Consider the following 14,276-nt stretch of genomic DNA (forward strand, 5'->3'; position numbering starts at 1 on the left):
TTAACAACTCGATTTGAAGCAAAAGTTTGAAAGAGGCATTATTTAGTTACATAATTAGTTAATAAATGAAACCATATATTATCAATTTTCCAAAAGTTCATGATCCAAGAGGTAATTTAACTTTTTTAGAATATCCTTCTCAAATCCCTTTTGAAATAAAAAGAACTTTTTGGACTTATGATGTTCCAGGTGGAGAGGTAAGAGGAGGGCATGCCTATAAAATTCAAGAAGAAATTATTATAGCTCTTAGCGGAAGTTTTGATGTAGTTACAGCAAATTTAGATGGCACAACTCAAAAGTATTCATTAAATAGAAGCTACTACGGATTATATTTGCCTGCAAAGACATGGAGGCATATTGAAAATTTTTCTACAAATTCCTTAGCATTACATATTTCTAGTGAATTTTTTTCCAACGAGGATTATATTAGAGATTTTGAGGAACTTAAAAAATTAAAAGATGTATAGTGTTTCAGATTGTAAAATTGTTGATTTATCAAAAGTGCATAGCGATGCAGGTAATATTACAGTTTTAGAGAATAATAAAAACGTTCCTTTTGATATTAAAAGAATTTATTATTTGTATGATGTTCCCATGGGGTCTGAGCGTGGAGGACATGGACATTATGAGCTAGAGCAATTTATTGTTGCGGCAAGTGGATCATTTACTTTTGTTCTTGATGATGGAGAAAATCAAAAAGAAGTTTTTTTAAATGACCCTTCAAAAGCATTATATATTAAGCCTGGAATATGGAGAGAAATCAAGAATTTTTCGAGTGGATCCATTTGTATGGTTTTAGCTTCACAGATTTATTCTGAAAAGGATTATTTAAGAGATTACAAAGAATTTTTAAATTTTAAAAAATTATGAAAAAAATATTAATTGGTGGAGCTGGTGGGGCCCCATCAGAAGGTGTGATAAATTCACTTTTACGTAGTAAAAAAGGGGAAGAAATTATTGGAATGGGAAGTGATCCAACTGATTTAGTTTTATCTAGTGCGAAAAAAAAATATGCACTTCCATATGCTGATTCTCCAGAATATTTAGAATCATTATTAGGAATTCTTAATACTGAAAAACCAGATTTAATTCATTTTCAAAATGATTTAGAAGTCTTTTATGCTTCTCAATATCGAGAACAAATTCATGCTACAGGCACGAAAACATTTATGCCAGATCATGATGTTATTGATACATGCGTGCATAAGTATAAAACTTATTTAAAATTGAAAGAAGCCAATGTTAAGGTGCCTACCAATATACTTTTAAATAATGAGGAAAATCTTTTAAGAGCTTTCGAAGAACTAGGAGATGAAGAAGGTAAAATTTGGTTAAGAGCTTCTTCGATCGGTGGTGGTGGAAAAGGAGCTTTACCAACAAATGATTTTACTTTTGCAAAAGGATGGATTGAGCGTTATAATGGATGGGGAGATTTTATTGCAGCAGAACTGTTAACGCCAGAAACTGTTACTTGGTTATCGATATGGCATGAGGGTGAACTAATTGTAGCTCAAACAAGAATTAGAAAAGGATGGACACATGGAAATAGAACCGTATCTGGTGTTACTGGTGTTACAAAGGTAGGTCAAACTTTTTCGGATAAAATTGTTGATGAAGTTGCCATTAATACTGTAAAGGCAGTTTCAGATAAGCCTCACGGGATTTTTGGAGTTGATATGGCCTATGATAAAGATGGTTTTCCGAATCCTACAGAGATTAATATTTCGAGGTTTTTTACTACGGTATTATTTTTTACTGAAGCAGGATTGAATATGCCCGAAATTTTTAAAGATTTAGCATTATATGGTGAAAAACCAGATCTAAATAAAATCATAAACCCTTTGCCAGATGGCCTGCTTTGGCTTAGAGGCATGGATACAATACCTAGAATTTTCAATAATGAACAGATTAGAAAAGAAATAATTAATCTATAATGATATTATTGACTGGAACTTCAGGTTTTATTGGGGCTGTTTTATTAGATAAACTCATAGATAAATATGGAGCTGATAATATTCTAGCTCTAACATCCAGCCCAATTGAAAAATGCAGGTATTTATTACATAATAATTATAATGTTAGCCCAGATTCTTTTCTTCGTTCTGATTTTGAGAATATTGATACCATAATTCATGCAGGAGCATTTACTCCTAAACAATCAACTGAGGCAAATGAGTATTTTAAATGTAATAGCAATATAATCAATACAGAAGCTCTTTTAAAATTAGGATTTCCAAATTTAAAACGATTTATTTTTTTAAGCACTCTTGACGTTTACGCGGTTAGTGATATTATCAATGAGAATTCAGTGGTTAATCCAATTTCATTGTATGGACATTCTAAAGTTTATTGTGAAAAAATGATTACTTCTTGGGCAAATCAACAGAATGTATTGCATCAAATTTTGAGAATTGGGCATGTTTATGGCCCTGGTGAAGAAAAATACCTAAAGGCAATACCAGTCATGATTATGAAAATTTTAAATAATGAACCTATTCAGATTATTGGTTCAGGAAAAGATATACGTTCATTTATCTTTATTGACGATGTAGTAAATGCAATAGTAAAATCAATGGATTTAACTTTTTTTAATGGACCTATAAATATAGTTAGCGAGAATCAGATCAGTATAGAAAATTTAGCAAGACAATTAATCAAAATAGCAAATTCAAAAGTTGATATTGATTTTGTAAAAACAACAAATGATAATATTAGGAGGGATTTTATTTTTGATAATTCCAAGATGAAAAAATATCTACTTAGTAAAGAAATTAATTTTATTGAAGGATTAAGAAGTGAATTTAATTATATGAAAAAAATAAAAGCATGAAAATATTTTTCGATTTAGATGGTACATTGCTTGATTCAAAACCAAGGCTATATCATCTTTTTCAATTTCTCGTTCCAACTTCTAAGCTAACTTTTGAAGAGTATTGGAAACTAAAAAAAGATAAAATTCCACATAAAGAAATACTCATTAAGTATTTTGGATACAAAGATGATGAGGTATTAAAATTTAATACTGAATGGATGGAACTAATAGAAAGTGCCGAATGGTTAGCTTATGATAAACTTTTTAATGGAGTAAAAACATTTTTGGAATTTTTAAAATCAGAGAATGAATTATATCTTGTAACGGCTAGACAGTATGAAGATGTAGTAATTAATCAGATTGAAAATTTAGGATTGAAGGGCATTTTTAATGATATTTTAGTTACACTTCAGAAGACGGACAAAGAAGAGCTTATTAGAAATAGATGTGCAATGAATGAAAATGATTGGATTGTTGGTGATACAGGAAAAGATGTTGAAACCGGAAAAAATCTCGGAATTCGTACTTGTGCAGTTCTGACAGGATTTCTATCCAATGAACAATTACTTACTTATTCGCCAGATGTGATTGTTTCAGATGTAACACTGTTAAAATTCTAATACTAAGACTATAGTTGAAACTAACTTATAATAAAATTTAGAATAATTTGTAATAAATCTCTACGAGATTATTTAATTGGAGCAGGTGATGATTGTTGATGAAAACTTTATAAATTAAAAATAATGATTAAATTTTTAGATTTACAAAAAATAAATGGGCAATATGCTAAAGATCTCAAAGCGATAGCAGCTGAAGTAATTGACAGTGGCTGGTATTTATTAGGAGATAAAGTAAAGAAATTTGAAAGTAAATTACTAGAATTTCAAGAAGGAGGCAATGTAATAGCTGTTGCTAATGGTTTAGATGCCTTGCGACTTATTTTTAAAGCTTATATAGAATTAGGTTTTATGAAAGAGGGTGATGAAGTGATTGTTCCTGCTAATACATATATAGCCTCAGTATTAGCAATTACAGATAATAAATTAGTTCCTGTTTTGGTTGAGCCAGACTTAAATACTTTTAATTTAGATTTTAGATTAATTGAGAGTAAAGTAACGCCTAAAACAAAAGCTATTATGGTTGTTCACCTTTATGGTCGTGTTTGTTGGAGTAATGAACTTGAAACTGTCGCAAAAAAGCATAACTTAAAAGTAATTGAGGATAATGCTCAGGCAATAGGAGCACGCTGGAATGGAATTAAAACTGGTAACTTAGGTGATGCGGCGGGTTTTAGTTTTTATCCTGGAAAAAATTTAGGAGCATTAGGAGATTCTGGGGCTATTACTACAAAAGATGCAGAATTGGCTACAGCAATTCGTGCTTTGTCAAATTATGGTTCAGCTCAAAAATATGTAAATCAATACCAAGGTTTAAATAGTCGCATGGATGAAATTCAGGCAGCTTTTTTGACTGTAAAATTACCATATGTTGAAAATGAACTAAATCTTCGTCAAGAAATTGCTGAATATTACAATTCTAATATAAATAATGATAAAATAATCCTACCATCTTTAGGTGAAGTAGGAGAGCATGTTTGGCACCTTTATGTTATACGTACACCCCAAAGAGACGAATTACAGCTTTATTTGCAAGAAAAAGGAATTCAGACTTTGATCCATTATCCAATTCCTCTATATAAACAAGAGTGTTACTCTAATTTGTCTCATATTTCTTTGCCTATTACGGAAAATATACACAAAGAAGTTTTGAGTTTGCCTATGAGTCCTGTTATGAGTATGGAAGATGTAGAATTCGTAGTACAAATAATTAATCAGTTCTAAAAAAAATTTTCATGAAGAAATTTGTCAAGGATAGAATACTAAATTTTTTGGATAAAAAAGGTTTTGAAAGAAAAACCGTTGGAGAAGATCCCAAAATTAATCTTTATAATCAAATGAAGACAGTATTTAAGTCTGATAATAAAAATATTGTTTCTGTAATTTTTTCAAAAGACCGAGCAATGCAACTAGATGGTTTTCTTGCAAGTTATTTTGAAAACGTTGAGAATTATTCTCCAATTAAAGTGCTTTTTTGCACCAGTACCGAAGCTCATAAGAAATCTTATGATGACTTAAGTGAATTTTACTCTGATTTACCTGTAGAATTTATTAAAGAATCTAATTTCAGAGAAGATATTATTGGAGCTTTAGAAAAATCTTTCGAAGATAGAGTCTTTTTTTATGTAGATGATATGCTCTTTTCACAAAAATTAGATTACAAATGGTTTGAGGAGATTGATCCTTTGCAAAATATTTTAAGCTTATCTAGAGGAAAAGATTTAAATTATAGTACAGTTCTTGCAAAAAAAATTGCAGTTCCGTCTTTCAATAAGATTTCAGATAATATGTACAGTTTTAAATGGGATGAAATCAAAGAGTTTTCTGACTGGACATATCCAATAGGGGTTTCTGGCTATATGTTTTCACGTTTAGAAATTCTTGCTATGATGAAAGCTACCCATTTCAAAGCTCCTAATTCTTTAGAACATAACTTACAAAAATTTTTACCTTATTTCAGTATGCGTGATGGTATCTGTCTTGAAAATGTCGCAACACCCTGCATTCATACTAATCTGACACAAACTGAAGGATATAATAATATATTAGGACATTTTTCATTAGATGAATTATTAGATTTATGGAACGAGAATAAAAGAATCGATTATAAGGAGTTTATGGGGCTTGAAGTTTCAGAAGCTGAAATTAAAAAGTATAACTTCATTGATAGAAATTGATTATTCTTTCATTAAGATAAATGCAACAATCTAAAAACAATAATTACAAATCCATTATTAAAAGTTCAGCCATTTTTGGAGGAACACAATTGTTTACTATTTTAGTTAATCTTATTAGAGGGAAAGTTATTGCTATATTTTTAGGCCCTGCTGGAATGGGAGTTTCAGCTTTATTAACAAACACGACAAATATGATTCAACAGTTTAGTTCATGTGGGGTTAATTTAACTGCAGTAAAAGATATTTCGCAGGCAGAAGCAGAACAAGATAAAAAAATGTCTGGTATTTTGTTAAATATAAGGGTGTTAATTTTTGTTCTGGGATTTGTTGGATTGCTAATATGTTTGTTATTTGCAGGACAGTTTAGCCAATTTACTTTCGGAAACGATAACTATATTTTTGAATTTAGATTGCTGAGTATTTTTATTTTTCTTACTACAATGGCTAATGGAGAACTTTCAATATTACAAGGAAGAAAAAAGTTTAAAAAAGTAGCCTTAGGAAGTGTAATAGGTGCTGTTTTTGGACTTTTAATAGGACTTCCATTTTATTATTATAAAGGTATTTATGGAATTGTACCCGCTATGTTAGCTCTATCATTAGGCACTTTAGCAGTTAATATTTATTTAAATAAAGATAACTTTAATTTTTCTTTTAATAAATTAAATATTATTGATTTCAACAATTCTTCAAAGCGTATGATTAGCTTAGGGATTGTATTAATGATTGCTGTATTGCTTGGTACGTTTTCTACATATCTGTTAAATATATTTATAACGAGAACTGGAGGTATTGGAGATGTAGGATTTTTTCAATCTGCTAACTCCATGACAAATCAATATGTAGGACTTGTATTCACAGCCATGTCAATTGATTACCTTCCAAGATTAGCAGCAATTTCTGATGATAAGCTAAAAACAAATGAATTGGTTAATAATCAAATAGAAATTGTTTTACTCTTAGTAGCTCCTATAGTTACAGGATTTATGATCTTCTCTTCACTTGCTGTCAAGATTTTATTAACCTCTAAATTCTTGATGATAGTTCCTTTATTAAATGCAATGGCACTTGGAGCTTTTTTTAAAGCAGCTTCCTATCCTCTGGGGTACATTTCTTTCGCAAAAGGAGATAAAAAAGTTTTTTTTTGGATGGAAGGAGTTTTTGGAAATTTTCTACAACTGAGTCTTAACATTATTTTCTATTATTATTTTGGATTAAAAGGACTAGGATATTCCTTTATAATTATATACCTAATATATCTTTTTATTGTAAGTGTCGTTGTATATAGAAGGTATCAATTTAAGTTTGAATCGTCAAGTATCAAACTGACGCTAATTTTAGGCCTTGGATGTGTAAGCGCTTTTTTTATTGTAAGTACAGTTGGTAACGTCTTTTTAAAATATGCATTAGGAACTATTGGATTGATAATTTTATCTTTTTTTAGTTTTTCCGAGCTTGACAAAAGAATTAGTTTTATGAGCATTTTGCGATCTAAATTTATTAAGAAATAACTTTTTTTCAAATATTAAAAAAAATAAAAAAAGGAGAATAATTTAAGTTAAGAAGATAATAGAGAGTAAAGATTAAAAAAAAATAATCTTTTTGAAAATTATTAGAAATTAAAAATGGAGAAAAGACTTGATCTTTCGGTTATTGTTCTTTGTTATAACCAAGAACAAACTATTGCTCGAGCAATTGATAGCGTATTGATGCAACAGACCGAATATACATTTGAAATAATTATTGGCGAGGATGCTTCTCCAAATGACAATACAAGATTAATTTGTGAGGAATATGCTGAAAAATATCCAAATATTATTCGTTTAATGACCAAAGAGCCTAATAAAGGGGTATTGAAAAATTATTTTGATTGCTTAGATAAATGCAATGGGAAATATGTTGGGATTTGTTCTGGAGATGATTGGTGGCATAATCCAAATAAAATACAGTTACAAGTTGATTTTTTAGAAAAAAATAAAGATTATGGTTTAAGTTTTACTGACTTTAGAATAGTTAATGTGGATATAATAAATGGTGGTGCAGTTTTTTCTAGTTCTAAGCCTATTTTTATTGAGGATAATATGTATAAAAGTTTAATTACAGAAAATTTTATTTCAGCAGGAACTGTCGTTTTTAGAAAGGATTTGTACTTAAATCATATAAATTTTGATAAATTTAGATCACTTGGATTTTTAATGGAAGATTATCCAATGTGGTTAGAAATGATTCAGCATTCAAAGTTTAAATACATCCCAATTGAAACATTGAGTTATACGATTGCAGAAGGATCAATAAGCAATAATAAGACCGATTTTAGAAAGACAGAAAAGTTTGAAAATTCAGTATTAAATATAAAGAAATATTATATAGAAAAATATCCTGTTAAAGGTGTTGATTTTCAGAGGTTAGAGCAGATTCATCATAATCTTTTAACAGTTGTTTTTGTTAGAGAGGGGCATTTTGAAAGAGCAAAATATCATTCGAAATTTTTAATTAATTCTGGACTTAAAGGGCTTCTTAAATTTGTTATATGTCATACTTCGCTAATTAAGTTTTATTCCAAACATCTAATGGCAAATAAAAACTAAGTCTCTTATCTGCTAATTTTTTTAAAACATCATTCCATATTTAACTTTATGTTAGTAAGTGTAATAATTCCTATATATAATGTGGAGCAACATATAAAACGTTGCTTGTTTTCTGTACTAAATCAAAGTTATAATAATATTGAAATTATTTTGGTTAATGATTGTACTCTTGATAATTCAATGAAAATTGTTGACGACATACTGTTGTCAAGACCAGATGAGAAAAGAGTTAAGATCATGACTCATTTTGAAAATGAGGGATTATCTGTTGCTAGAAATACAGCGATAAAAATTGCAAGTGGTGATTACATTTATTTTTTAGATAGTGATGACGAAATTACAATAGATTGTATTGAATTTTTGGTTCAAAACTGTAAAGATGAAGATTTTGTTGTGGGGGGATTTTTAAAAGGAGATAGATCTCCTTATTTTCCTAATGTTGAAAATAAATTTGAACAAGAAGCAGTTGCAGAGGCATATTTTAAAGGTAAAATATATGATATGGCTTGTAACAAGCTTGTTAAAAAAGAATTTATAATTAGTAATGAACTCTTTTTCAAGCCAAGATTAGTTCATGAAGATATATTATGGACATATCAATGCTGTATGTTGGCACAATCTGTAAGAATAATTGAAAAATCGACTTATCTCTATTTTATTCAAGAAGATAGTCTTAATTCAAATTTTACCAATCGTAATTTAAAAAATTTGGAAGAAATTTACAGCGAAATAAAAAAAGATATTATTCTAAAAAATAAAGACAAGAATCTACTAGCAAACACATTCTTGATAAATTTTATAATTGGTATAAAAATTAGAGCAGTTAGATCTTCAATTTTAACATTTAGTGAATTTAGTAAAATTATCTTAGAACCTATTGACTTCGAATGCAAAAGTATTAAACTAAAATTAAAATATTTTTTCTTGAAATCACCCTTTGTTTTTCAATATTTCATGATAAAGATTCTTACTAGGATTTTACCTTCATAGACACATAAATAACTGATATTATTTTATTGCTTGAGCTTATTTTACTTGGCAAATAACTCAATAGACTCGTTTTTATCATTAAGTATATTTTTAATTTTAAATTATTCTGGTTGAGCTGTTTAGCTAAGTACTTGTTCTTAAATAAAATTAATGAAAGTTAAAGAAGTTATATTTTTAAAAATAAAAAATGTCAAAAGTTTATTATATAGATTCTTTCAGTACCGAGGGAATGCATGAACAGTTTAATTCTTCTTTAATAGTAATATGCAATTTATTATTTGACAATGTAGAATGTTGCACCAGTAAAAGTTCTTGGAAGAATTCTTTGAAACTAATAAAGAACCGTAATTTGCAAAATGTAGAGTATCGAAAATTATTTGTTGTTGCTGGATCTAATAAAATAAACTGGATAATTAGATATTTAACAAGTGCCTTACAAAATATAAGATTTTTGCTCCTTGTTCCAAAAGACGCAGTATTGATTTTTCCATTTAACAATATTTTTTCTTTAAGAATATTGAATTTTTTAAATAGATTTTTTAAAAAAAAGGTTGTAATATTTTGTCATGGAGAAATGGAAGGTTTATTGGGGGCGAACGAACATAGTGGTTTTCTTGCTAGAGCTCTTTACAACATGTTGAATAATTTTTTTACTAATCAAAAAGTTAAGATAGCTGATAATGTATATTTTGTAGTTTTTGGCGATAAAATTGAGAGCAATATAAAATCTATTATAAATGAGGATAAAATTGAAAATTTTATCTCAATTGACCATCCATATCTCTTTGATGGCAAGTTTAAACAGCTTAATAAAACAGACAAGCTCAATAAACTGAATTTAGGTACAGTAGGTGTTCTAAATAGAGCTAAAGGAGTTGATTCTTTACTGCATTTTGTTGATTTATTAAGTCCCCTAGTCAGAGATTTTGTTAATGTTTCTGCTGTTGGTAAAATAGAAATCGACATTGAAGAGTTAAAAAAGAGAAATATTCTCTACTTATTGCAGAATGGTGCAATAATTAGCCGTGAAACTTATGATGCTAAGATAAATGAGCTAGATTTTATCCTTTTCTTTTATTCTCAAGACAGTTATAAAATTACTGCTAGCGGAGCGATAATGGATGCTATAAAAATGGAAAAACCAATTATAGCATTGAAGAATGATTATTTCGAATATCTATTTAACAAATTTGGTGCTTTTGGATATCTTTTTGATACAATCGATGAGATGGTAAATACAGTTGAAAAAATTGCTTCTGGTAAAATAAAAGATAATTTCAATTTTGAGCAAATAAAAAATAATTTTTCACCTGAGTCAATTTCTAGACAGACATTAAAGGAATTTGAGAAAATTAAATTTATAAAAAGTGAAAATTAGGAATGGGGATTTACTTTGGAATTTTTATTTTTTTTGGAATTTTTGCTTTTTTAGAAATTTGGGGTGCAAAGAAAACAGCAATACTTCCAATATTTTTATTTCTGTCGTTATTCTTATATATACTTTCATTTATTAGATGGGAGACAGGAACAGATTGGATTACCTACGAATTTTTTTTTAATAAAATAACAGGATGGTTTGGTGAAAGTGAATTTGAATGGGGTTTTGCACGTTTAAATGAGTTCGTAAAAATTACTTTCGATAACTACAGCGTATTACTATTTATATTAGGAACAATTCTTTTTAGTTTTCAGACAAAAGCAATTTATAATTTTAGTTGTTATCCTCTTACCTCACTTTGGTTGTTATGGTGTATCTCATTAGGGAATGTTTTTTTTGTAAGGCAAACTGTTGCAACAGTCCTAATGTTTTATGCTATAAGATTCATACAAGAAAAAAAGCTCTATTATTTTTGTTTCTTTATTTTATTAGCAATGTTATTTCACAGAACATCCATTGTTTTTATTTTTGCTTGGTGGGTGTATAAGGCTAAAATTAGCGTCTCTCGAATGCTTCTAATAATAGGGTTAAGTGTTGTTTTTTCATTTGTTGTTGGAATAATTATTGGAAAACTTGGAGAAACATTAGGAGGTATTTTTCAGCAAAAAGTAGATGTTTATTTTGCAGATTCTGATGCAACTTACGGGATGGAAGTTTCTAAAGAAATGCTTGTTATTAGAGCAGTACTAAATAAAGGGTTTATATTTTTTGTGTCTTTGTATATGTTAAAAAAAATTGAATTTAAGAATAAAGAATACAGGGGGTTTTTGAATTTGTATTGGTTCGGAATGGTGCTGTATTTTTCAACAGTTTCTATTTCAATTGTATTAGCAAGATTAGCTGCAGTATATGATTTAACACTAATAATTCTTATAGCTTTCATACTTAAATACGCAAATAATATTTATGAAAAATTATTTTTGTTTTTATGCTTCACAGGATATTTTGTATTAAAATTATATACCACAATTAATCTTTATTATGATTTTTATGTGCCTTATAAAACTATCTTTTAATTTCTAAATTTCAAACCCAACAATTTCAGGATTTAAATAATTTTAATTTTAATCGTTTTAAAAAGACTTACCCAATAACATATTAAAATATAATAAATGGTTTCAGTAATTATTCCAGCTTACAATTCTGAGAAAACTATTGTAAGAGCAATTAAGTCAGTTATTCTTCAAACATATAAAACTTGGGAAGTGATAATTGTTGATGATGGATCTAAGGATCGAACAGTTGGGGTTGTTGAAGACTTTATGACTTCACTGCCTATGACTTATGCAGATAAAATTACTTTACATAAACAAATTAATCAAGGTCCTTCTGTAGCTAGAAATAAAGGTATTGAGATTTCAAATGGAGAATACATAGCTTTTTTAGATTCTGATGATGAATGGAGTGTTGAAAATAAATTAGAACTGCAAATGAAGTATTTTACAGAAGACCCTTCTATTGCTTTATGTGGAGCAGGGCATGATAAAAAAAGAATTAATAGTAATTTAGATTTTAAGATAATATCTTTTAATCAATTATTGCTTAAAAATTATTTTGCAACGCCTGCAGTAATTTTAAAGAAAGAAATTTTTAACATATTCAAATTTGATATTTCAAAAAAGTATTCTGAAGATTTTAAATTATGGTTGCAAATTTGTTACAATTACAAATGCGTATATATAAACTCAGTTTTATCAAATAATCAGGAAGGTAAAAGACGTTATGGGGTTTCAGGTTTATCAGTTGATTTATTTGCAATGGAAAAAGGAGAGCTTCTTACTTACTATGATCTGTATAAAATGAATATGATTGGTGGTTTGAAGTTTGTTTTTATTTGTTCTTTTTCTCTTTTTAAATATTTTGTGAGGCTTATAAAAACTGGAATTTATAAGTTAATAGGATAAATGAAAGAGTTTCAAATAAGTGTAGTTATGTCTGTTTATAAAAACGACAATTCAAATCATTTCAGAGATGCTTTGACGAGTTTATTACAGCAAACATACTTACCTGCAGAAATAGTTATAGTTGTTGATGGTCAGGTAAGTACAGAAATAAACAAAGTGCTTGAAGATTTTTCCAATAATAGAATAATAAAGATAATTAGATTGGAAGAGAATAAAGGGCTTGCAAATGCTCTGAATGTTGGAATTAAAGAAACAAAACATCAATATATTGCTAGAATGGACTCAGATGATATTTGTTTTAAAGATAGATTTGAAAAACAGATAAAAGCTTTAAATGAACTTGACTTGGATATTGTTGGTGGACAAATTATAGAATTTGGTAAGAACGTCGATGATGTAATATCAAAAAGAATTGTTCCTCTTGAGCATTCTGAAATGATTAAGTTACTTAAGTTTAGATCTCCATTTTCACACCCAACTATACTATTTAAAAAAGAGGTATTCGATGTTTTAAGAGGATACGACTCTTCAATATTTCCTGAAGATTATGATTTTTTTGTTAGAGCTTACTTGCAAAAATTTAAGTTTGGAAACCTAGAAGATGAAATTTTATGGTTTAGACTAGGAGAGAACAGATCCGATGCAATAAAAAGAAGATGGGGATTTAAGTATGCAAAAAATGAATTTCATTTATATAAAAAATTTTTAAAGATTGGTTTTTTTAATCACTATGATTTCTTCAAAGTTGTTTTCTTAAAAATACCAATTAGATTATTACCCTTTTTTATGTTTAAATTTGTTTATTATAAAATTGCAAGATAAATGACAGTCATTCTAACAAATCAACAACGTGTGATTGTCACAGGAATATCTGGTTTTGTAGGTTTAAATCTTCAAAATTATCTAAAAAAAGCTTATGTAATCAAGCCACTTAGTGTTCGTTATTTACCTAATCAAAAAATTAGTATTAAATCAGATGTTTTAATTCATTTAGCAGGTAAAGCTCATGATATAAAAAAAGTATCTGCTCCTATTGATTATTATGAAGCAAACTATGAGCTAACAAAACAATTGTTTGATGCTTTTTTAGATTCAGAGGCTAAAGTTTTTATTTTTATGAGTACAGTAAAGGCAGTTGCTGATGAAGTAAGGGAAGTTTTATATGAAGAAACCGTTCCTGATCCTAAAACTCATTATGGAATTTCTAAAAATAAGGCCGAGAATTATATTCTTAGTAAAGAAATACCAGAAGGAAAACGAATTTATATCCTTAGACCTTGTATGATTCATGGACCAGGAAATAAAGGAAATCTTAATTTACTGTACCAAATAATTGAAAAGAAAATTCCTTGGCCATTAGGTGCTTTTGAAAATCAGAGATCATTTTTAAGTATCGAAAATTTATGTTTCGTAGTAAAAGAGCTTTTAGCAAATGATTCAATACCTTCTGGTATTTATCAAGTGGCAGATAATAAATCCTTATCTACGAATGAATTAATAAAATGTTTAGGGAAAACTCTTGGTAAAAAAAGTATTATATTAAGATTACCACAAAAGGTTATAGTTTTTCTGTCTAAATTGGGCGATGTTTTACATTTACCATTAAACACAGAAAGGTTAAAAAAACTAACGGATGATTACGTTGTAAGTAATAGGAAAATTGTTGCGGCAATTGGAAAACCTCTTCCAGTCTCAGCTGAAGAAGGCTTAAAAAGAACATTTATATCATTCAAAAAACAGAAAAAATAAA

General features: G+C 28.4%; 15 protein-coding genes. All 15 read left to right on the forward strand.

The genetic code is table 11. The features are described 5' to 3' along the window. Window positions 1-65 precede the first annotated feature (65 nt). The 15 genes from E0W73_RS21465 to E0W73_RS14915 all read left to right on the forward strand — a co-directional run bounded on the left by E0W73_RS21465 (window position 66) and on the right by E0W73_RS14915 (window position 14,275). Window positions 66-467, forward strand: a complete 402-nt coding sequence (locus E0W73_RS21465; RefSeq protein WP_162847712.1) for a sugar 3,4-ketoisomerase — start codon at window positions 66-68, stop codon at window positions 465-467. Continuing rightward, window positions 460-870 carry a sugar 3,4-ketoisomerase gene (locus E0W73_RS21470; protein WP_162847713.1) on the forward strand — a complete coding sequence of 137 codons (411 nt, stop codon included), beginning with the start codon at window positions 460-462 and terminating at the stop codon, window positions 868-870. The genes E0W73_RS21465 and E0W73_RS21470 overlap by 8 nt, the downstream gene beginning before the upstream one ends. Continuing rightward, complete coding sequence (locus tag E0W73_RS14855; protein ID WP_135222839.1) at window positions 867-1,934, forward strand: ATP-grasp domain-containing protein; 1,068 nt, start codon at window positions 867-869, stop codon at window positions 1,932-1,934. Before E0W73_RS21470 ends, E0W73_RS14855 begins: the two co-directional genes overlap by 4 nt. Beyond that, entirely contained in the window at window positions 1,934-2,830 is an 897-nt protein-coding gene (locus E0W73_RS14860) for an NAD-dependent epimerase/dehydratase family protein (RefSeq protein WP_135222840.1), read from the forward strand. Before E0W73_RS14855 ends, E0W73_RS14860 begins: the two co-directional genes overlap by 1 nt. Next, a complete protein-coding gene (locus tag E0W73_RS14865; protein ID WP_135222841.1) occupies window positions 2,827-3,432 on the forward strand; it encodes an HAD family hydrolase in 606 nt (201 codons plus the stop codon). Before E0W73_RS14860 ends, E0W73_RS14865 begins: the two co-directional genes overlap by 4 nt. 123 nt (window positions 3,433-3,555) lie before the next feature. Next, on the forward strand, window positions 3,556-4,653 hold the full coding sequence (locus E0W73_RS14870; protein WP_135222842.1) for a DegT/DnrJ/EryC1/StrS family aminotransferase: 1,098 nt from the start codon (window positions 3,556-3,558) through the stop codon (window positions 4,651-4,653). An 11-nt stretch (window positions 4,654-4,664) separates the two neighbouring features. After that, window positions 4,665-5,606: a hypothetical protein gene (locus tag E0W73_RS14875; RefSeq protein WP_135222843.1), complete on the forward strand. Its 942-nt coding sequence runs from the start codon at window positions 4,665-4,667 to the stop codon at window positions 5,604-5,606. 20 nt (window positions 5,607-5,626) lie between these two features. After that, complete coding sequence (locus E0W73_RS14880; RefSeq protein ID WP_135222844.1) at window positions 5,627-7,117, forward strand: O-antigen translocase; 1,491 nt, start codon at window positions 5,627-5,629, stop codon at window positions 7,115-7,117. Between the two features lie 114 nt (window positions 7,118-7,231). Then, a complete protein-coding gene (locus E0W73_RS14885) occupies window positions 7,232-8,194 on the forward strand; it encodes a glycosyltransferase family 2 protein (protein WP_135222845.1) in 963 nt (320 codons plus the stop codon). Between the two features lie 48 nt (window positions 8,195-8,242). Continuing rightward, window positions 8,243-9,184, forward strand: a complete 942-nt coding sequence (locus tag E0W73_RS14890; protein WP_135222846.1) for a glycosyltransferase family 2 protein — start codon at window positions 8,243-8,245, stop codon at window positions 9,182-9,184. Window positions 9,185-9,371: 187 nt separating this feature from the next. After that, a complete protein-coding gene (locus E0W73_RS14895) occupies window positions 9,372-10,562 on the forward strand; it encodes a glycosyltransferase family protein (protein ID WP_135222847.1) in 1,191 nt (396 codons plus the stop codon). 2 nt (window positions 10,563-10,564) lie between these two features. Then, a complete protein-coding gene (locus E0W73_RS14900; RefSeq protein ID WP_135222848.1) occupies window positions 10,565-11,638 on the forward strand; it encodes an EpsG family protein in 1,074 nt (357 codons plus the stop codon). Between the two features lie 96 nt (window positions 11,639-11,734). After that, a complete protein-coding gene (locus E0W73_RS14905) occupies window positions 11,735-12,526 on the forward strand; it encodes a glycosyltransferase family 2 protein (protein WP_135222849.1) in 792 nt (263 codons plus the stop codon). Further along, window positions 12,527-13,348, forward strand: a complete 822-nt coding sequence (locus tag E0W73_RS14910; protein ID WP_135222850.1) for a glycosyltransferase — start codon at window positions 12,527-12,529, stop codon at window positions 13,346-13,348. Beyond that, a complete protein-coding gene (locus E0W73_RS14915; RefSeq protein WP_135222851.1) occupies window positions 13,349-14,275 on the forward strand; it encodes an NAD-dependent epimerase/dehydratase family protein in 927 nt (308 codons plus the stop codon). It begins immediately after the preceding gene. Window position 14,276: the final 1 nt, after the last annotated feature.

The sequence above is a fragment of the Flavobacterium foetidum genome (assembly GCF_004634245.1).
Lineage (GTDB): Bacteria > Bacteroidota > Bacteroidia > Flavobacteriales > Flavobacteriaceae > Flavobacterium > Flavobacterium foetidum.

Coding starts and splice junctions, on each gene's coding strand:
- E0W73_RS14855 (WP_135222839.1), top strand. CDS start 867: ATGAAAAAAATATTAATTGGTGGAGCTGGTGGGGCCCCATCAGAAGGT.
- E0W73_RS14895 (WP_135222847.1), top strand. CDS start 9,372: ATGTCAAAAGTTTATTATATAGATTCTTTCAGTACCGAGGGAATGCAT.
- E0W73_RS21470 (WP_162847713.1), top strand. CDS start 460: ATGTATAGTGTTTCAGATTGTAAAATTGTTGATTTATCAAAAGTGCAT.
- E0W73_RS14910 (WP_135222850.1), top strand. CDS start 12,527: ATGAAAGAGTTTCAAATAAGTGTAGTTATGTCTGTTTATAAAAACGAC.
- E0W73_RS14915 (WP_135222851.1), top strand. CDS start 13,349: ATGACAGTCATTCTAACAAATCAACAACGTGTGATTGTCACAGGAATA.
- E0W73_RS14900 (WP_135222848.1), top strand. CDS start 10,565: ATGGGGATTTACTTTGGAATTTTTATTTTTTTTGGAATTTTTGCTTTT.
- E0W73_RS14890 (WP_135222846.1), top strand. CDS start 8,243: ATGTTAGTAAGTGTAATAATTCCTATATATAATGTGGAGCAACATATA.
- E0W73_RS21465 (WP_162847712.1), top strand. CDS start 66: ATGAAACCATATATTATCAATTTTCCAAAAGTTCATGATCCAAGAGGT.
- E0W73_RS14885 (WP_135222845.1), top strand. CDS start 7,232: ATGGAGAAAAGACTTGATCTTTCGGTTATTGTTCTTTGTTATAACCAA.
- E0W73_RS14870 (WP_135222842.1), top strand. CDS start 3,556: ATGATTAAATTTTTAGATTTACAAAAAATAAATGGGCAATATGCTAAA.
- E0W73_RS14880 (WP_135222844.1), top strand. CDS start 5,627: ATGCAACAATCTAAAAACAATAATTACAAATCCATTATTAAAAGTTCA.
- E0W73_RS14875 (WP_135222843.1), top strand. CDS start 4,665: ATGAAGAAATTTGTCAAGGATAGAATACTAAATTTTTTGGATAAAAAA.
- E0W73_RS14860 (WP_135222840.1), top strand. CDS start 1,934: ATGATATTATTGACTGGAACTTCAGGTTTTATTGGGGCTGTTTTATTA.
- E0W73_RS14905 (WP_135222849.1), top strand. CDS start 11,735: ATGGTTTCAGTAATTATTCCAGCTTACAATTCTGAGAAAACTATTGTA.
- E0W73_RS14865 (WP_135222841.1), top strand. CDS start 2,827: ATGAAAATATTTTTCGATTTAGATGGTACATTGCTTGATTCAAAACCA.